Origin of the sequence: Nonomuraea sp. NPDC049129 (genome assembly GCF_040648495.1) — a bacterium.
GTDB lineage: Bacteria > Actinomycetota > Actinomycetes > Streptosporangiales > Streptosporangiaceae > Nonomuraea.
The window spans coordinates 38838-56878 of sequence record NZ_JBEZDU010000012.1 but is presented as its reverse complement, the minus strand read 5'-3'; the positions used below and the strand labels follow the sequence as shown (position 1 = coordinate 56878).

Genomic DNA, 18041 nt, shown 5'->3' with positions numbered 1-18041 from the left:
ATCGGGTGGAACCCAGGCCGAGCACCGCCATCGACAAGGCGCTTTGGGTGTTGGAGGCCCTCGCCGAGCACGAGAGCGTCACCAAGATCGCGACGGCCACGGGTCTGCCCAAGTCGACGACCCACCGCATCCTGCAGTCGCTGGCCGAGCACGGTTTCGCCCGGCCCGACGGCGGCGGCGGCTACCTGCCGGGTCCCAAGATCCTCACGCTGGCCGGCCGGATGCTGGCCCGCTTCGATCCCGTACGCCAGGCCTCGCCGGTGCTGCAGCGCCTGCACGACCAGACCGGCTACACCGTGCACCTGGCCGTGCTCAACGGCGACGAGGCCGTCTACGCCGCCAAGCTGGAGGGCCGCAAACCCTACCAGATGCCCTCGCGCGTCGGCATGTCGCTGTGGCTGCACACCAGCGCGATCGGCAAGGCGATGCTCGCGGCCATGTCCGACGACGAGGTGGCGGGCATCGCCACCCGCACCGGGCTGACCAGGCGCACACCCGCCACGATCACCACGCAGGCCGCGCTCCGCCGCCACCTGGCCCGGATACGGGAGTGCGGCTTCGCGATCGACGACGAGGAGAACGAGGCGGGCATCCGCTGCGTCGCCGCGGCCGTCTTCGACCACATGGGGCACGTGGTGGCCGGGGTGAGCATCTCGACACTGACCCACGAGCTGTCGGTGGCGGACGCCGAGGAGCTCGGGCCGCTGGTCGCGGCCACCGCGCACGAGGTCTCCCGCACCCTGGGCGCCCCGATGGAGCTGCCAACCGGTTAAAGGCTGCCAACCGGTTAAGCGGCCTTGTGGCGCTCGTACAGCTGGCCGAGGCGGTCGATGCGCCAGAGCTGGCCGAGCACGACCAGCGTCGCGCCGAAGACGGCGGGCCACACCTCCAGCGCGACCAGTCCCCACGCCAGCAGCGCGAACCCGGCCAGCCCCACCGCGATGAGCAGGCGCTGTACCTTGCGATGATCGCCGGCCACGAGCGACCGGTTCTGGAACCACATCTTCTCGCCGTAGATGCCCTTGGCCGTCCAGCTCGTCGGCTGCTCGATCGCCGGGAAGGCGTGCGGGTTGACGATCAGCCAGACGACGACCAGGGCCACCGGCACCAGGGACCACCAGCCGATCCATGTCCTGCTCCAGATGGCCAGCATCATCAGCGGGATCGCGGCGAATCTGGTCCAGACGCTCCACGGGTTGGCGTGCCGCTTCCACGCCTCGTCGGTCATGCCCGCGGCCTGCGCGTATCTGTTCAGCAAGCTCATGCGATGAGCCCCCTTGCCAGCGCGTTGATGGTGGCGTCGAGCACCTGCTCGAAGTCGGGTCCGTATCTGTCGCGGTTGATCACCAGCAGGCCCGCGGTGCGCAGCACGCCCATCAGCACCTCCGGCGGGACGTCCGCGACGATGACGCCGGCGCTCTGCCCCTGGGCGAGGTAGTCGATCAGCGGCGTCATCAGATGCGGGGTGACCCGGGCGAGCTCCTCGGGGCCGACCCGGCGGGCCACCGCCTCGAGCTCGTCGGGGCGGGTGAGCAGGCGCCGGTAGAACGGGTCGGTGGTGAGCGCCTCGATCATGCTCCGCATGAGCCCGGCCAGCGCTTCCACGCTGGGCGGCCGGTCGAGCGCGGCGGCCAGCAGCTTGCCCATCAGCGGCGCCCGGCGGACCATGACCTCCTTGTAGAGCTCCTCCTTCGACTCGAAGAACGCGTAGAAACTGCCTTTCGCGATGCCCGAGGGGGCGACCAGCTCGTCGAGCGAGGTCTTCTTCAGCCCCTGGGCGGCGAAGAGCTCTTCGGCGGTGTCGAGCAGCCGCGCGGTGATGCGCGCCCGGTCGTCCGCCGTGAACGCCACGGCCATCTATGCCCCTATGACTACTCTGGATATTCAGTCATAGCTTAGCACCAGGCTGGTGTTCCGCTTGGCGATGACGGCCGCGCCCTCCGGCGCCGGGCCGGGGTAGGCGTCGATGCGCAGGTCGCAGGCTTCCGGGCGGCCCGCCGCGTCCCACGCCTGGACGTGCGCGATCAGCTCCGCCGCCAGCGCCGCCCCGCCGGGCCCGTACCCGCGGGCGCGCAGCTCCTCCTCGGCCGCCAGTACGGCCAGACCGTCCCCGCTGACGATGCCCACCGTCATGCCGTAGCCCTGGGTGGTCACCGGGGCCCACCGCAGCCGCCCGGTCAACGACCCCCAGCGGGGCTCGTGCAGCGCCAGCCACAGGCCCACCCCGCCGCCCATCAGCGACAGGCGGGGCAGCGGCGCCACACCGTCGACGGCCACTTCCGCGAAGGGCTCGTCCAGCATCGCCAGGACGTCGCCCACCTCGCGCGCCTCGGGCAGCGTGAGCACCAGATCGGCATCGCCGTCCAGCATCAGCGTGACCTCGGGCCCGGCGGAGGGGCCGCGCATGCGCATGAAGCCGCAGGGCTCCACCGACCGGCTGGACCAGTGGTCGCCGGCGTGCTCCATGGCCACGGACACCTGCACGCCGCGCAGGTCGAGCGGCACCACGAGCCGGCCGCCGGGCGCCAGTTGCTCCAGCCAGGCCGGGGCCAGGTCCCACACACCGACGGTGGCGATCACCCGGTCGTACGGCGCCTCCGCGGGGAAGCCGGCCGCGCCGTCGGCGCACTCGACGGTCACCTCGGGATAGGCGGCGGCGTCGAGATGCAGCCGCGCCGCCGCGACCACGTCGGCGTCGATGTCGACGCTGACCACCCGCCCCTCCGGCCCGGCCAGGTGCGCGAGCAGGGCGGCGTTGTAGCCGGTGCCCGCGCCGATCTCCAGCACCCGGTGGCCGGGCCGGACGTCGAGCTGGTCGAGCATGATGCCCATGATCGCGGGCTGCGAGGAGGAGCTGATCGGCCTGCCCTCCTCATCGCGTTTGGTGACGATGGGCTCGTCCCGGTAGGCGGCCTCCGGGTCGAAGTCCGGCAGGAACCGATGCCTCGGGACCAGCCGGAACGCCTCCGCGACCCGCTCGCTCACCTCCCCGCGCTCGAGCAGCTGGGCGACCATGGCCTCGCGGTACTCGTCGAACTCCATACCCGACATGATTCCCGCGAGCGGGCAAGAATGCCTGGCAAAGATTTCGAGTCAGAAGGTTTGACCGGCTGAATGGGGGAAGGGCAGGCAGTTCATGTACGTCGATCGTGAGGAGGAGCCGTAGTGCTCACCCTGACAAACAACGCAGCCCAGGCGATTCGCGACTTGACCGCGTCCGCGCCCGAGCCTGCGCAGAGCGGCATCCGCATCTCGTCCCAGGGCGAGGGCTCGAGCTCGCTGACCCTGTCCCTGGCCACCGCGCCGGAGCCGGCCGACGAAGTCGTCGAGGCGGAGGGCGCGCGGGTGTATCTCGACCCGGTGGCCGCGACCGTGCTGGAGGACAAGTCTCTGGACGCGGGAGCGGACGACCAGGGCTCTGTGTCCTTCCTGGTGACCGACCAGCCCGTCTAGATGGGCCTTATCGGCTTGGCGAGCGGCCGGGCCGACTGAAACACGGACCACCGCCGGTCCGGTACGTCCTTTCGTCGGGCCGTACCGGACCAGTGGTTCGTCAGGCTGTATCGGTCAGGCGCCGGCGAGCAGCTTGTGCAGGTAGCGGATCTGCTCCTCGTTCTGGAAGCCGCCGCCGCCCTCGTGGCCGTTCCACGGCCAGACGCTGATCTCCTTCGGCCCACGCCAGTGGTTGTAGGCGGCGAAGACCGTGGACGGCGGGCAGATCTGGTCCATGAGCGCCACCGAGTAGAGCGCGGGCACCTGCCCGCGGGCGGCGAAGTTCACGCCGTCGAAGTACGACAGCGTGCGGAACACCTGGTCGGCGCTCTCCCGCCGGCTGGACAGGAACCGGACGATCTCCTGGTACGGATCCCGGTCGGTGATCTCCACGGCCCGGCGGAAGTGCGTCAGGAACGGCACGTCGATCAGCGCCGCCTTGATCGCCGGATGCAGCGCGGCGGTCGCCTGCGCGATGCCGCCACCCTGGCTGCCACCCGAGGCGACGATCCGCGAGGCGTCCACGGCCGGGTGCGCGGCGGCCACGTCGACCGCGCGGACCGCGTCGGTGAAGACCCGCCGGTAGTAGTACTGGTCGGGGTCGAGGATGCCGCGGGTCATCATGCCGGGGGCCTGGGCGTGGTCGCCACCGTACGGGTCGCCGGTCACACCGGGGCTGCCCGGGTTGGCGCCGCCGTGACCCCGGGTCTCCATCACGAACACCGCGTAACCCGCGGCGGGCCAGGTCAGGTGGTGATGCGGGAAACCGCGGCCGCCGCTGTAGCCGATGTAGTGCATCACACACGGCACCGGCCCCTCCACACCGCGCGGCACGAGGAACCAGCCATTGATCCGATGTCCGCCCCAGCCCGCGAAGGAGACGTCGTACACGTCGACCGAGGCGAGTGGCAAGTCGTAGGGAGTGAACTCGGCAGCCGAGTCGAACTCGCGTGCTTCCGCGAGCGTGCGCGTCCAGAAGTCATCGAAATCGGCGGGCTCATCACGGTCGGGGAGGTAGGAACGGAGCTGCTCAAGCGGCAGGTCGAACAGGGCCACGTAGGTCTCCAGCCTTCGTAGAGGGTGGAGCTATTTCATAGCATCTGTTGGCGTTCACGCTATTTGGGCCCCTCTACGGGGTTGACTGCGCTTTGACGGAGTGGTCCCATCTCCAGTTGTTAGGAAGCCTTCCTAACGAATTCGGCAGAAGGGCCAGCCGTGCACTCTCCAGCTCGGGCTCGCTTACGCTTACGCCCGCTGATCCTGCTCCCCCTCCTCACCCTCCTGGCCGCCACCCTGACCGCTCTGCCCGCGCGGGCGGCCACGGTCCGCTACGAGGCCGAGAACGCCACCGTCGTCCAGGGCGTCGTCGAGGCCAACCACACCGGCTTCTCCGGCACCGGCTTCGTCAACGGCGACAACGTCGTGGGCCCGTACACCGAGTGGACGGTCAACGCCCCCGCGGCCGGCACCGCGACGCTGGCCATCCGCTACTCCAACGGCACCACCTCGGCGCGCACCGCGGACGTCTCGGTGAACGGCACGGTCGTCTCGGCCGGCCGCTCCTTCGGCACCACCGCCAACTGGAACACCTGGGCCACCTCCACGCTCACCGCGACGCTGAACGCGGGCGACAACACGATCCGCGTCACCTCGACGAACGCGGGCGGCAACCCGAACCTCGACTACCTCGAGGCCACGGTCGCCGACGCGCCCGCCAGCGAGTACCAGGCGGAGGCGGCCACCCTGTCGGAGGCCAGCGTGGCGACCAACCACACCGGCTACACCGGCACCGGCTTCGTCGACTACGTCAACGCCGTCGGCGGGTACATCGAGTGGAGCGTCAGCGTGGCCGACGCGGGCACCCACACCCTGACCTTCCGCTACGCCAACGGCACCACGGCCACCCGGCCGATGGACATCGCGGTCAACGGCACCGTGGCCGCCGCCGGAGTGAACTTCGCCGGCACCGGCAACTGGGACACCTGGGCCGACGGCCAGGTCACCGTCACCCTGAACGCCGGCGTCAACACCATCCGCGCGACCGGCACCTCCGCCAACGGCGGCCCGAACGTGGACCGGCTGTCGGTCAGCGGCTCCGGCGGCCCGGACGGCCAGGCGCCGAGCGTGCCCGCCAGCCCCCGCGTGACCGGCACCTCGGCCAGCAGCATCTCGCTGGCCTGGAACGACTCCACGGACAACGTCGGCGTGACCGGCTACAAGGTCTACGAGGGCACCACCGTCGTGGCCACCTCGCCGACGGCCAGCGCCACGATCAGCGGCCTGACCTCCGGCTCCACCCACAGCTACACGGTCACCGCCGTCGACTCGGCGGGCAACGAGTCGGGCCACAGCGCCACGGTCACCGGCACCGCCACCGGCGGCACCACCGGGCCCACGGCCGACCAGCTGCTGGCCAAGGTCACGGCGTGCAGCCAGATCTCCAACGGCAAGTACAAGACCGACTCCGACGTCAGCACGGCGACGGTGGCGGTGTGCGAGAAGACCGGCGCGGTGTTCTGGAAGGGAGACATGGACATCGACTGCGACGGCGTACGCACGACGCAGTGCAACGAGGACACCGACTGCTGCTTCCAGAACGAGACGTTCTGCCAGACCAGCTCCGGCGGGCCGCTCAACGCCGCGCAGCTCGCCTACATGGTGGTGCCCAGCGCCAGCAGCATCTGGGACTACCGGACCAAGGGCATCGGCTGCGGGACGGTGGTGGCGATCGTCTACAACGGCCAAGTGGAGTACGCCGTCATGGGTGATACCGGACCGACGGGCATCATCGGTGAGGCGTCCTACCGTACGGCCGCCGACCTGGGCATCAACCCCGACCCGAGCAACGGCGGCACCGACAGCGGCGTCACGTACATCGTGTTCACCGGCTCGGGCACCAAGGTCTCGACCATCGAGAACCACACCCAGGCCACCAACCTGGGCAGGACGCTCGCCCAGCAGTTCCTCAACAACAACTGAAACCGCGTGGCCGGGGTAGAGGAGTCCGGGTGAACTATCACGTGATCAGGATCCCGGAAACCCACCTCTCCCCCGGCCTCATCCTTGACGCGCCGGCCGATCCGGTCGACTTCCTGCTGGTGTTCGGCGACGACGACGCGGAGTCGCGGGCGCGGCTCCTGACCGACGACACCGGGCGGCCGGTGCTCCGGGTGGGCGGGTACGTGACCGGCCGGGGCACCGTCGTGCAGGAGCGGCTGTGGACGGTGCGGGAGATGGCGCCACGCGACGGCCACCTCCGGCTCCGGCTGGGCGACTCGCTCACCTGACCTGGACCACTCGCCGCCCTCCTGGCCTGCGACGTGGGCCAGGAACATGGGGCGCTGTTGGCGGTTTCGGTCGCCCGTACGGGTGGTTTGGGCTAGTTTCGCCCTGTGCGTGCTCTAACCAGACGGGCCGGTCGGCTGCTGACCGGGCTCGCGATCCTGGCGCTCTCGCCGATCGCGGGCCTGGCGGCGCTGGCCGGCATGGCGACGATCGGCGCCCCGCCGGACGTCTTCGCCGTCACGGGGCTCGCGGTGTTCGCGTCGGTGTTCTTCCTCGGCCTGCTGCTGTGCGTGCCGAGACCGCGCCCGGTCTGGGGGCGCTGGCTGCGGGCCCTGGCCATCCTATCGGTGGAGGCCGCCGTGGTCTGGCAGGTCACGGCCGCCACCCTGCACGCCCCGCCGGACGCCTCCGCGCCGCCGCCCGCCGTGGCCGGGCAGCGAGAATGGCGTCTGGCGACGGGCTCGGAGCTGGCCTACGTACGGCTGACGCCCAAGCGGGCCACGCGGCCGGATCCGGTGGTCTTCCTGCACGGCGGGCCGGGCACGGCCGACCTGGCGGGCGACTCGGCGTTCCTGGCCGGGCTGAGCGCCGACGGCTACACCGTGTACGCCTACGACCAGCTGGGCGCGGGCCGGTCCGCGCGGCTGACGGACCCGCGAGGGTACGGCCTGCCTCGCGACGTGGCCGACCTGGAGGCGATACGGCAGGAGATCGGCGCCCGGCGGCTGATCCTGATCGGCCACGACTACGGCGCCCGGCTGGCCGCCGCCTACCTGGCGGAGCACCCGGATCAGGTGGCCAAGGCCGTCCTCACCTCCCCGGCCCCGCTCGACGGCCAGGAGGCCGCCTCCCCCTTGCCGCTCAACCCCTCGGCGACACCCGTCGGCCCTCCGGAGACGACCTCCCCCTTGGCCTCGGAGGCGGCCTCCCTCCTCGGCCTCAGCCGCCCGCCGTCGCCGCGGCTCCTCGCGGTCTACACGCTCCTGCGGGCCGACCCCCAGGCCGCGCACGCCTTCGCCGGAGACCGCGAGGTGGAGGCCGCCTACGGCAGCGGCTACGCCGGCCTGGCCCAGCGCGCCGCCCCGGACGGCCTGCGCCGGGGCCTGGCGGCCTCGACCGCGCCCGCCCTGATCGTCAAGGGCGTCCACGACCGGCGGACCTGGTCGGCCGCCGCCGACTACCGCGCTGCCCTCCCCCGGGCCGAGCTCGCCTACGTGGCGACCGGCTCGTACCGGGGCAAGCCTTACCTGAACGTCCTGCGCGCCTTCCTGGCCGGCCGCCCGGTGCGGACCTACGACGGCGGGGGCCCGCCACCCGGCTACCTGGGCCCCCGCTGACGGCTCAGGTTTTGGGGGTGCCCGTGGCGCAACGCCCGACCTTGGTCCCCGCCACCTTCCACTCGGCGCCGGGGAACGGGGACATGAAGTGCGTCAGCAGGTCCACCGCGTAGTCGGGCACCTGGCCGCCGGGGTCGAGCAGCGACACCATCTGCGGGCCGTCCGCGCCGCGCAGCGTGATCGAGTTCGTGCCGTTCGCGGCGAAGCCCGGCTTGGCGTCGACGGTCAGGCAGGCCAGCTGCACGCCCACCGCGCTGATCGCCTGCTTGGCGCCGATGCGGCGCATCCGCTGGTCGTAGCGGCGCAGGGCGAGCGAGGTCACCGGGCCGATGCGGACCGTGTCGCGGAAGATGTCGTTGCCGAGCTTGCGGCTCAGCTTGACGTTCACGTTGACGTCGGGGCGCAGGCTCACCCCGCTCGCGGCGAGGGCGAGGCGCTCATAGTTCCCCTCGAAGCCGGGGGCGATGTAGCCCAGCGCGGGCGGCGCCTTCATCCCGAACGGGATCTTGCCCGGTCTGATCCGCAGCCACGCCATGCGGCGGATGTCCAGCGACAGGTCCTTGATCGTGCTCTTGCCGAGCCCGAAATCGCCGCCGACCTGGTAGGAGAGGAAGCCGGTGGTGTACGGGATCTCCTTGCTGACCGCGATGCGCTGCCGCGCGACCGGGTCGACGGTCAGCCCGCCGCGCACCTGGACCCGTCCTGTCGGCACCGGCCGGGACACCAGGTCGAGCGACTGGTCCGGGTTCAGCCGTACGGTGGTGTCGGCGGCCAGGTCGGTGACGTCGAGCGACACGTCGCCGAGCCGCCCCGTCCGGTCGATCAGCCCGCCTTCCACGCCGAGGTGGCCGTCGAGCGTGTTGACGCCGCCCAGCGCCTTGTAGGTGAGCGTGGGTACGCGCAGGTTCGCGCCGGAGGCGTCCGCGTCCACGCCGAATCGGGCCGGCACGTCGCCGAAGCGCAGCTCGCCGGTGCCCGCCCCGTCCACGGTGACCTTCGCGCTGAGGCGCTTGACGGCCGCGGAGTTCGTGACGCGGATGCGGGTCTGCGCGCCATAGCTGCCCTGTACGGCGACGGCGGCCGGGACCGGGTCGATGGCCACGTGACCGCGCAGGGTGCCCGCCTCGGCCAGCAGGTCGAGCGAGCCCAGCGTCGCGGCGGGCTCGATCCGGTAGTTCGCCTGTACGGCGTTGCCCTGCGTCACGTCGAACGGGCCGACGGACATGCTGGTGATCTTGGAGGGCAGTCCGGTGAGCGTGGCCCGCGCCTTGATCGGCACTGGCGCCAGGATCGTACTGGCCAGGTAGACGCCCAGCGAGCGGCGCTTGGGCGTGAATCCGGCGAACGTGAACGCCTTCTTCGCCAGATCCACCGTGACCTGGTCCGGCAGGCCGGACACGTCGAGGTAGCCCTGGACGCCGAAGCAGCCGCGCTCCGTACAGAAGGCGCCCTGCCCGCACCCGGCGGACCCGGCGACGCAGCCGCCGTCCACCAGCGAGATGCCGCCGGGCACGGCCGGTGCGGCCGCCATGTTCTTGAGCGCGCCCGCCTTGCCGAGCCAGGCGCGGGCCGTCACATCGAGCCGGGACCCCGAGTACGTGAGCGCGCCCCCGGCCGCCGAGACCGCCAGGCGGCCGGGCAGCGGGCCGAGCCTGCCGAGCAGGCCGAAGCGCAGGTCGCCCCGGGTGACGTCGGTGTCGAGGGCGAGGGTCTGCCGGGCCGCCTTGAAGTCGGCGGTGAAGCCCTGGTCCCCCGGGCTGAATTCGACCGTGCGCAGGCCCTTGACCCGCACGCTCGCGTCGAGGTCGCCGGTGGCCTCGTCGTAGTGGGCCGACAGGTGCGGCCCGGCGGGCACCTTGGCGCCGTCGTGGTTGGCGAACGCCACGGCCGCCGAGCCCACCGGGCCCGACAGCCCGCGGAAGCGGTAGGCCGCGCCGCTCCAGGAGGCGTCGAAGCGGGCGGGCACGCCGCTCACCTCGGCGGCGGCGGTGATGTAGCGGCCCTGTACGTTCGCGCGGGCCAGCGCGGAGACCGAGCGCACCGGGCCGTCCGAGGTCCAGGTCAGGGTCTTGGCGGCGGTGTCAGCCACCAGCTGGACGTGCTTGCGCACCCCCGACACCTCGGCCTGGACGTCCTCGCCCTGGGGCTTGGTGACGTACGCCTTGTTGGCGTAGATGCGCGCCTTGGCCAGTGTGGAGGAGGAGGCGATGTTGACCGTCGAGCGCTCCCCCAGCTCCCAGCCGGCCTTGACGTCGTCGTGCACGCCCTGGATGGTGCCGTCGATCGTGGGCCCCGACCGGGTGTCGGTGTAGGCCGCCCTGATCTTGTCGATCACGCCGCTGGCCTGGTAGACGGCCTTGCGCGCGGCCGGGTCGAGGGTCACGTCGACCTTGGCGGGCGTGTTGGAGATCTCCAGCCTGGCCAGGCGGGTGCCGTCGATGCTGGCCGCGCCGAGGAAGGACCGGCCACTGGCGCCGACCTCCAGCTGGGCGTGGGGGGCGGCGCCGTACGTGACGTCGAATCCGGACAGGCCGGTCAGCAGCCCGGACACGCCGACGGCGTCACCGTTCTTGATCATCGTGACGTGGCTGCCGCGCGGGCTGGAGACGGCGCCGCCGTCGCGCTGCAGCACGACCGCGAACCTGCCGATCTTCGAGCTGGTGGTGTGCGTCACGCGGTGCTCGGCCAGGTCGTTCACCAGGCGTACCTTGGCGGGCAGCCCGCTGAGTTCGGCCCGCAGGACGGTCTTGGCGGCGGCCCGGTCGAAGTAGAGCAGCTTGGCCGACCCGGCCCGCGGGTGGCCCGAGTCGACGGTCAGGATCTGCTTGCCGTTCGTGGCGGTGTAAGCGGCGGTCATAGACGGCGGGGCGCCGCGCACCTCGACGCTCGCCGCCCGGGCGAGAGCGCCGTCGGCGTAGACGTAGTTGTGCAGCTCGGCGTGGCGGATCGAGGTCGTGCTGCTGAAGCGGAGCCGGGCGCCGTCCTTGTCCCGGGTCAGCCCGATCTTGGCCTTGGTCGGCATCTTGTCCAGCGTCGCCTTGGTGTAGCGACTGCCGCTGACGGCCAGCGCTTCCAGCTTGGCGGCGGCCGAACTGGTGACGTCCAGGGCGGTCGAGTCGAGGTCCACGTCGACCGCGAGCTTCTCGGTGGCGGGCGTCTGCCGCAGGCTCACCACGCTGCGGCCGGTCAGCCCGGCCACGATCGCGGCAGAGGCTCCGGGATCGGTACGGTCGACGCTCGCCTTCACCCGCTTGCCCGTGAGGTCGACGGTGAAGGTGCCCCAGTCGGCGCCGGACAGCGAACCGCCCCGGTGCAGCCCGTCGAAACCGACCGACACCCGGCCGTCGTACTCCGCCCAGACCTGCGCCTTGAGGTTCGTCTCGGCGCCGGGCAGCCGCCTGACCGCGAAGCCGAGCCCGACGGAGGAGTCCTTGGGACTGGCCGTGGGCACCAGGTCGGCGGCCAGGTCCGGCATGCTGTCCCCGGTCACGTCGGCGGCGGCGGGCACGCCCACCGGGCGGGTGACCGAGCAGGAGACCGGTACGGCCTCGCTCTCCACACAGAGCCGGTAGGTCAGCGCGGAGACGACCTTCTGGGCAGCGAGCCGGTCGAACAGCCCGGCGACCGGATTCTTCACCGCCAGCGTGGCCGCCTGACCGGTGTCGGGCAGCAGCCGCTTGGGATCGGGCCGCGACGCGCCGACGCGCTTGGCCGCCTCGGCGGTGATCTCGTTGACGAGCGCCGGGCCGGCGGGCGTCGTCACCTCCGGCGCCTGCGGGCCGACGGCCTCCGAGCCCGCGTCCCTGCGGGCCGGCGACGCCTCCATCGGCACGTTCACGGCCGCGGGCGCCGGCTGCCGTACGGCGGGCACCGGGCGGATCTTGGGCTTGGCCACCTGTTCGTCCTGCGGCCGTTCTTTGCTGTACGGCCGTTCGTACGACGGCGCTGCCGCGTGCGCGGTGACGGGCACGACCGCCAGGGTCGCGCTGATCATGGAAGCGGAAACGAGCACGCGCCCCAGGGCGTGCCATGGATACCGCACGGAACAGTTACCCCCGAAGCGGTCTCAATCATCCCATCAGAAACATAAGTCACGAGACGACCACACTTCATCACTCACCGTCAAATCGGATCCGACATGGGACCCCAACCTCGGCAAATGTCCGGACGGATGTTCTGGCACGACCTGGCATAACCGGAAAACGGGCGAGTGGGCAAGGAAAGCGGCCAGGGCGACGAAGGCCCGCTCACGCGCTATTCGGTGAGCGGGCCGTTCGGGGAGTAGGTCGTTCGGCGAGCGAGACGTTCGGTGAGCGGGCTGTGCCGGGAGCGGGCCGGTGCCGGTTACGCGTGGCTCAGGGACGCCTGAACCCGGTGATCTCGCGGCCCCCGATGGTGGTCGGCCGGCTGGCGTCGGCCATCCGGTACCAGGCGAGCGCTCCCGCGGCCACCGCCGGCGCGAACTGCGCGCAGGAAAGGATCACCATGGCCAGCCGCGTGCCGAGGAACTCGGTGACGGGGCGCAAGGCGGGGTTGATCCGGGCCGCGATTCCGGCGCCCGCGATGGCGCCCAGGCTGACGGCGGAGAATGCCAGCGCGATCTGGTGGATCCGGTCGAGGTCCTGGACCGTATCGGACAGCGCGGCGGACAGCCGGCGTGTTCTCTCGGTCAGATGGTTGCCCGCGGCGATGAACTCGACCAGCCCGTCGCCGCCACGCTCGCACCACCGGTGAACGACCACGGAAAGGGCGTGTCCAAACTATAGGGATCATGGTCGTAGTAGGGTTCGGGAACGTCGGTGGGCTTCGCCTCCTGGGATTCGGCCACGGCGGCGAGCACCGTGCGGGCGTTCTCGCTCTCAGCCGTGCTGTAGCCGTCCTCGGTCTTCTTCAGCAGGCCGGCCAGGGTTGTGGCCTCGTTTTTACCGTGGCGGAACTCCTGCTTGAGGTCTTCCCAGGTGTTCATGTACTCGTGCCGGGCAGGCCACTCACACGCCGCGCTCAGGGCGAACATGCCGAGCGAGACCTCATTTCCCGCGTGATATTTCGAGCCCAGATCTTCCGCCGCCGCTTCCAGGCTCATCTTCGCGTTCGCGAAGCCGCCCTTCTCGAAGGCGAATCCGTCACGAGCCATGTGATCATCCCATCGCGTAGCGGCTTCATCGCAACTGTGATCACACGCTATCGGTTCGGGGGAGGTCCGCTCGGACGGCGCGGTGGCCGTCGTCGCAGCCGTCCGCGGCCGAGATGTAGACCTGGCCTGCTGCGCCGCTTCCGAGCAGGCGGGCCTCAATCACCCGGAAAACCGGTCGAGGGACCGCGGCCCCGGTGGCTAGCGTATGCGCGTGCACATGTACCTGGAGACCGATCGCCTGACCCTGCGCCGCTTCACCGAGGCCGACGCCGAGCGCCTCGTCGAGCTGCACAACGACCCCGAGGTGATGCGATACCTCAACGGCGGGAAGGCCACCCCGCGCGAGGTGATCGTCGGCGAGACGCTGCCCGTCTTCATCAGCAGTGGCCACTTCTTCGCCGCCGTCGAGCGGGAGACGGGCGAGTTCCTGGGCTGGTTCCACCTGCGGCCCCCCAAGGACGGCCCCGAGGACGAGCTCGAACTGGGCTACCGGCTGCACAAGTCGTGCTGGGGCAAGGGCTACGCGACGGAGGGCTCGCGGGCCCTCATCGACAAGGCGTTCGCCGAGCTGGGCACCCGCCGGATCTTCGCCCAGACGATGACGGTGAACCGCGGCTCCCGGCGGGTGATGGAGAAGTGCGGGCTGCGCTTCGTACGGACGTTCTTCCAGGACTGGCCGGACGTCATCGACGGCTCCGACCAGGGCGAGGTGGAGTACGAACTGCTCAGATCAGACTGGGCGGCCCGCCCGAAGCGCTAGGCCCGTGATGGGGGCATCTCCAGCGTGGCGTCGCCGGCTCCGCCGTGGGCCGGAGTATCTGCGGGCCGGGTGGGGTACGTGATCACCTACTACAGCGGCCGCACGATAAGGAATCCCCCTGTGGCACACACCAGTCCACCCGGCCATCTCGCGACGAACAGCGGCGAGCAGCCCAGCCTGAAGCAGGTGATGGGCCCGGGGCTGTTGCTGCTGTTCATCATCGGCGACATTCTCGGAACCGGCATCTACGCGCTGACCGGCCAGGTCGCGGGCGAGGTGGGTGGCGCCGCCTGGCTGCCCTTCGCCATCGCCTTCTTCGTCGCGTTGATCACGGCGTGCTCGTACCTGGAGCTGGTCACCAAATATCCGCAGGCCGCCGGAGCCGCGCTCTACGTGCACAAGGCGTTCGGCACGCACATCCTGACCTTCATGGTGTGCTTCGCCGTGATGTGCTCCGGCATCACCTCAGCCTCCGCCGCCTCGCGGGCCTTCGCCGCGAACCTCAGCACCGGGTTCGGGCTCGATGCCGGCAACGGCGTCATCCTGATGATCGCTCTGGGTTTCATGCTCCTGGTCCTGGCGGTCAACCTGCGCGGCGTCGGCGAGAGCGTCAAGATCAACGTTGTGCTCACCGCGATCGAGCTCTCGGGACTGCTGCTCGTCATCGTGATCAGCCTGTACTTCATCTCCGGCGGGAACGCGGACTTCTCCCGCGTCGTCGCCTTCGAGACCCCCGAGGACAAGAGCGTGTTCCTGGCGGTCAGCGCCGCCACCTCGCTGGCGTTCTTCGCGATGGTCGGGTTCGAGGACTCGGTCAACATGGCGGAGGAGACGAAGAACCCGGCCCGGATCTTCCCCCGCATGATGCTCACCGGTCTCGGGATCACGGGTCTGATCTACGTGCTCGTCTCCATCTGCGCCGTCGCCGTGGTCCCCGTCGGAAAGCTCGCCGACAGCGAGACCCCGCTGTCGCTGGTGGTGCAGACCGCGGCCCCCGGCTTCCCGATCGCCGACCTGCTGCCGTTCATCTCGATGTTCGCCGTCGCCAACTCGGCGCTGATCAACATGCTGATGGCCAGCCGGCTGCTCTACGGGCTGGGCAGGCAGGGCGTGCTGCCGGCCTTCCTGTCGAAGGTGCACCCCACGCGCCGCACGCCGCAGGCGGCGATCCTGTTCACCACCGCCATCGCGGGCGGTCTTATCACCTTCGTCTCGCTGGACCCGGAGAGCCCGGTCGTGGCCCTGCTGGGCGGGACGACGTCGCTGCTCCTGCTCGCGGTGTTCGCGCTCGTCAACCTGTCCGTGCTCGTCCTGCGCAAGGACCGGGTGCCCGAGAAGCACTTCAAGGCGGGCCGAATCCTGCCCGTGGTGGGCACGTTCACGTGCCTCTACCTGGTGCTGCCATGGTCCTCCGGGCGTCCGGCCGGCCAGTACCAGATCGCGGGTGTACTGCTGGCGATCGGCCTGGTCCTGTGGATCGTCACCTGGTACGTCCGGCAAAAGGAAAGCGTGAACCGGTCCGCGTGATCTGAACCGGTCGGCCAACGGATCGCCGAGGCTCGCTTTCGCCGTGGCAGCCTCCTGGCCGTTCATCGGGCGTACGGCGCACCTTGCCGCTATCAGGTCCACCCACCGGGGCGTGGTCGTCGCCGGACCGCCGTGTACGGCACACGCGGCGACCACTGCCCGCCGTCACCGCGCACCATCACATACGCGGTGAGCGGCGGCGCGAACGAACTGCCACCGCACAGCACCCGCCCCGTGTCGAGCGAGTAACTGCCGGACGGTCCGTTGCCGCCCGCCTGCGCCGTGGTACGGCCCTGCCACAGCACCCGGTCATCCGAGGCGCGCTTGACCTGGACGGTGACCTGGGTACCCGGCGTCAGGTAGTAGCCGCGGACGGCCGCGGTCTGGTACGGCCCCTCGTTGGTGGTGGAGCAGCTTTCACCGTCGCAGGAGGGCCCGCTGCCGGCGTGGTTGCGCTTCGCCATGATGACCCAGGCCAGCCTGCGGGCCGCCATGGCCTCCTCCACCATCTCTCCTTCGGAGGTGATCGCCCCGGCGCCGCGGAGCGCGGTAACGAACGGCGGTACCGACGTGGTGGTGTGGGTGGACGCCGAGACGGGGCGGATCGTCACCGGTTACTCCGCCGCGGCCCTCCGCGTTGGCGCGCCCGGTGCGCTGGGGCAGGACGCCGAGTCCGACGCGCAGGCTTTTCGGGACTGGCCGGCTGTCACCTCCCGGTCATACACCTACGCCCCCGTCTACCTGCGCGACCGTTTCGCCGGCACGCACATGGTGCACCCTGCAGCCCGAACAGCGCAGCATCGACCGGCTCGCCACCTTCGCCTGGCTCACCGGCGGGGTGGCCGCGGTCGCCGACGTCCTCGACGGGGAGGCGGCCGAGCCCGCCCGGTCGCGGCCGTGACACGACCATGACACGGCGCGCACGAGGTGAGGACACCGCTGGCCGACAGTGGAGGGCGTTCCGGCGATGTGATCACGAAAGGGAGAAGGCGTTGGCTGACGACGGAGGATGGGACAGGCGTTCGGTGTTGCGGGGCGCCGCGGTGCTGGCCGGCGCGGCAGCGACAGCTCCGCTGCTGGGCGGGGCGGCCACGGCGCTGGCCGCCGGCAGTGACGCGGACGCGCTGTTCAAGGCCGGGAAGTTCGAGCAGGCCGCCCGCGCGTACGAGGAGATTCTGAAAGCGGACCCGAAGAACCTGCACGCGGCCCGGCAGCGCGGCTACGTGGCGCTGCTGTCCAACCGGTTCCCCGAGGCCGAGAAGTACTTCAAGCTGGCCCTCACGCTGGCCCCCGACGACAAGGAGACCAACTCCTACCTGGGCGACTGCTACATCCGGCAGGACAAACTAGCCCTCTCCGCACCGCACTGGAAGGCGGCCGGCGAGGACGGCTACGCCAAGTGGTTCGCGGCGGTCAGCGGCGAGGCGTACCAGGTCCATGGCGACTCCGCGCAGCTGCCGATCCAGCAGATGGACCCGATCCCGCTGGTGGAGGGCTCGGTCAACGGCGGGCCGGCCAAACGCTTCATGTTCTATACCGGAGCCCCGAATCTGAGCCTGCGGGGGTCGGTGGCCAAGGAGGCCGGGCTGAACCCCGTCGCCAGCCAGAAGGTCGAGTACGAGAACGGCACCGTCTGGGCGTACTACGGCGTGCTGGAATCCCTCAAGCTGGGCGGCATCGAGCTGCGCAACGTCCCCGTGGGCTGGTCGACGACGGAGTCGGGCGAGGACGTCGGCACCGACAGCGACGGGCTGATCGGCACGTGGGTCTTCTACCACCTGCTGACCACCTTCGACTACGCGGGCCGGTCGCTGATCCTGCGCCGCAGAACCGCCGAAGCGGCCAGGAAGGCGCGCGCGGGCGCCAAGGCCCTGCCGCTGTGGCTGGCCCGTGAGCAGTACCTGCACAGCGTGGGCAGCTTCACCGGCAGTACCGGCTCCCGCACCGGGGTGGTGGGCGTGAACTTCGGCGGGACCAGCGAGATCGCCGCCGGCCTGCGCGGGAAGACAGGCGAGGAGCTGGGGATCCGCGCCGACTACGACCGCGAGATCGGCACCTTCGGCAGCAGCCACCCGGCCGTCGTCTACCCCTGCTACCCGAAGGAGGTCCGCCTCGGCGACGCCGTCGCCAAGGAGGTCTACTGCTACACGAACCCGAACTCGGCGATCAACGTGCCGTGGCCGTTCGGGACGGGGTTCGACGCGATGGGCTGGTTCTCCCACTGCTTCTGGAAGCCCTACAACATCACCGTCGACTTCACCGACATGAAGCTCTACCTCGCCCGCGGCAAGGCCACCTGATCACCGCCCCGGGCCGAGCCAGGTCGTGAGGGCCGCCCGGAGCGCGTCCAGATCCGTCCGGCCGTTTCGGGCGACCCAGGCGACGTACCCGTCGGGGCGGATGAGGACGGCCCGCCCACCACGGACCGCGGAACCTGGACTTTCGACGACACCGGCCGCGTCCCGGCGCTCCTCGCCCTGGTCCTTGGCCCACAAGATCTCTCAGT

General features: G+C 70.8%; 17 protein-coding genes. 8 read left to right on the top strand and 9 right to left on the bottom strand.

Annotation, left to right across the window (positions count from 1 at the left end; genetic code table 11):
• Positions 1-5: 5 nt before the first annotated feature.
• Positions 6-773, top strand: a complete 768-nt coding sequence (locus AB0B64_RS33660; RefSeq protein ID WP_357957234.1) for an IclR family transcriptional regulator — start codon at positions 6-8, stop codon at positions 771-773.
• 14 nt (positions 774-787) lie between these two features.
• On the opposite strand, the gene AB0B64_RS33655 is transcribed toward AB0B64_RS33660, so the two are convergent.
• From AB0B64_RS33655 to fxlM, 3 genes are read right to left on the bottom strand one after another with little or no spacing between them, the layout of a single operon-like run.
• A complete protein-coding gene (locus AB0B64_RS33655) occupies positions 788-1264 on the bottom strand; it encodes a DUF6653 family protein (RefSeq protein ID WP_358182268.1) in 477 nt (158 codons plus the stop codon).
• Entirely contained in the window at positions 1261-1857 is a 597-nt protein-coding gene (locus AB0B64_RS33650) for a TetR/AcrR family transcriptional regulator (RefSeq protein ID WP_357957238.1), read from the bottom strand. Before AB0B64_RS33650 ends, AB0B64_RS33655 begins: the two co-directional genes overlap by 4 nt.
• Before the next feature lie 27 nt (positions 1858-1884).
• Positions 1885-3042, bottom strand: a complete 1158-nt coding sequence (gene fxlM, locus AB0B64_RS33645) for a methyltransferase, FxLD system (protein WP_357957240.1) — start codon at positions 3040-3042, stop codon at positions 1885-1887.
• 123 nt (positions 3043-3165) lie between these two features.
• Between fxlM and AB0B64_RS33640 the strand changes: the two genes are divergently transcribed.
• Positions 3166-3453, top strand: a complete 288-nt coding sequence (locus tag AB0B64_RS33640; RefSeq protein WP_357957242.1) for an iron-sulfur cluster biosynthesis family protein — start codon at positions 3166-3168, stop codon at positions 3451-3453.
• Between the two features lie 114 nt (positions 3454-3567).
• Here AB0B64_RS33640 and AB0B64_RS33635 read toward each other — a convergent pair whose 3' ends face one another.
• A complete protein-coding gene (locus AB0B64_RS33635) occupies positions 3568-4548 on the bottom strand; it encodes an acetylxylan esterase (RefSeq protein WP_358182265.1) in 981 nt (326 codons plus the stop codon).
• Positions 4549-4707: 159 nt separating this feature from the next.
• Between AB0B64_RS33635 and AB0B64_RS33630 the strand changes: the two genes are divergently transcribed.
• The 3 genes from AB0B64_RS33630 to AB0B64_RS33620 all read left to right on the top strand — a co-directional run bounded on the left by AB0B64_RS33630 (position 4708) and on the right by AB0B64_RS33620 (position 8114).
• Positions 4708-6471: a glycoside hydrolase family 75 protein gene (locus tag AB0B64_RS33630; RefSeq protein WP_357957245.1), complete on the top strand. Its 1764-nt coding sequence runs from the start codon at positions 4708-4710 to the stop codon at positions 6469-6471.
• Positions 6472-6500: 29 nt separating this feature from the next.
• Positions 6501-6779 (top strand): hypothetical protein, encoded by a 279-nt coding sequence (locus tag AB0B64_RS33625; protein WP_357957247.1) that lies wholly within the window; start codon positions 6501-6503, stop codon positions 6777-6779.
• 105 nt (positions 6780-6884) lie between these two features.
• Positions 6885-8114 carry an alpha/beta fold hydrolase gene (locus tag AB0B64_RS33620; RefSeq protein ID WP_358182262.1) on the top strand — a complete coding sequence of 410 codons (1230 nt, stop codon included), beginning with the start codon at positions 6885-6887 and terminating at the stop codon, positions 8112-8114.
• Between the two features lie 4 nt (positions 8115-8118).
• Here AB0B64_RS33620 and AB0B64_RS33615 read toward each other — a convergent pair whose 3' ends face one another.
• The 3 genes from AB0B64_RS33615 to AB0B64_RS33605 form a co-directional block, all read right to left on the bottom strand.
• The gene (locus AB0B64_RS33615; RefSeq protein ID WP_358182259.1) at positions 8119-12108 is read right to left on the bottom strand and encodes a hypothetical protein; all 3990 of its coding nucleotides are present in this window, start codon (positions 12106-12108) and stop codon (positions 8119-8121) included.
• 361 nt (positions 12109-12469) lie between these two features.
• Complete coding sequence (locus AB0B64_RS33610; protein ID WP_358182256.1) at positions 12470-12856, bottom strand: hypothetical protein; 387 nt, start codon at positions 12854-12856, stop codon at positions 12470-12472.
• On the bottom strand, positions 12784-13248 hold the full coding sequence (locus AB0B64_RS33605; RefSeq protein WP_358182253.1) for a hypothetical protein: 465 nt from the start codon (positions 13246-13248) through the stop codon (positions 12784-12786). The genes AB0B64_RS33610 and AB0B64_RS33605 overlap by 73 nt, the downstream gene beginning before the upstream one ends.
• A gap of 205 nt (positions 13249-13453) precedes the next feature.
• Between AB0B64_RS33605 and AB0B64_RS33600 the strand changes: the two genes are divergently transcribed.
• Positions 13454-14008, top strand: a complete 555-nt coding sequence (locus AB0B64_RS33600) for a GNAT family N-acetyltransferase (RefSeq protein WP_358182250.1) — start codon at positions 13454-13456, stop codon at positions 14006-14008.
• A 120-nt stretch (positions 14009-14128) separates the two neighbouring features.
• Positions 14129-15535, top strand: a complete 1407-nt coding sequence (locus AB0B64_RS33595) for an APC family permease (protein WP_357957257.1) — start codon at positions 14129-14131, stop codon at positions 15533-15535.
• Positions 15536-15627: 92 nt separating this feature from the next.
• On the opposite strand, the gene AB0B64_RS33590 is transcribed toward AB0B64_RS33595, so the two are convergent.
• Entirely contained in the window at positions 15628-16146 is a 519-nt protein-coding gene (locus AB0B64_RS33590) for a hypothetical protein (protein ID WP_358182247.1), read from the bottom strand.
• Between the two features lie 381 nt (positions 16147-16527).
• Here AB0B64_RS33590 and AB0B64_RS33585 point away from each other — a divergent pair, with 381 nt between their 5' ends.
• Positions 16528-17835, top strand: coding sequence for an aspartyl protease family protein (locus AB0B64_RS33585; protein ID WP_358182244.1), 1308 nt, complete (start codon positions 16528-16530; stop codon positions 17833-17835).
• On the opposite strand, the gene AB0B64_RS33580 is transcribed toward AB0B64_RS33585, so the two are convergent.
• Positions 17836-18030, bottom strand: coding sequence for a hypothetical protein (locus tag AB0B64_RS33580; RefSeq protein WP_357957263.1), 195 nt, complete (start codon positions 18028-18030; stop codon positions 17836-17838).
• Between the last annotated feature and the right edge of the window lie 11 nt (positions 18031-18041).

Coding starts and splice junctions, on each gene's coding strand:
- AB0B64_RS33655 (WP_358182268.1), bottom strand. CDS start 1,264: ATGAGCTTGCTGAACAGATACGCGCAGGCCGCGGGCATGACCGACGAG.
- AB0B64_RS33650 (WP_357957238.1), bottom strand. CDS start 1,857: ATGGCCGTGGCGTTCACGGCGGACGACCGGGCGCGCATCACCGCGCGG.
- fxlM (WP_357957240.1), bottom strand. CDS start 3,042: ATGGAGTTCGACGAGTACCGCGAGGCCATGGTCGCCCAGCTGCTCGAG.
- AB0B64_RS33615 (WP_358182259.1), bottom strand. CDS start 12,108: ATGATCAGCGCGACCCTGGCGGTCGTGCCCGTCACCGCGCACGCGGCA.
- AB0B64_RS33605 (WP_358182253.1), bottom strand. CDS start 13,248: ATGGCTCGTGACGGATTCGCCTTCGAGAAGGGCGGCTTCGCGAACGCG.
- AB0B64_RS33600 (WP_358182250.1), top strand. CDS start 13,454: ATGCGCGTGCACATGTACCTGGAGACCGATCGCCTGACCCTGCGCCGC.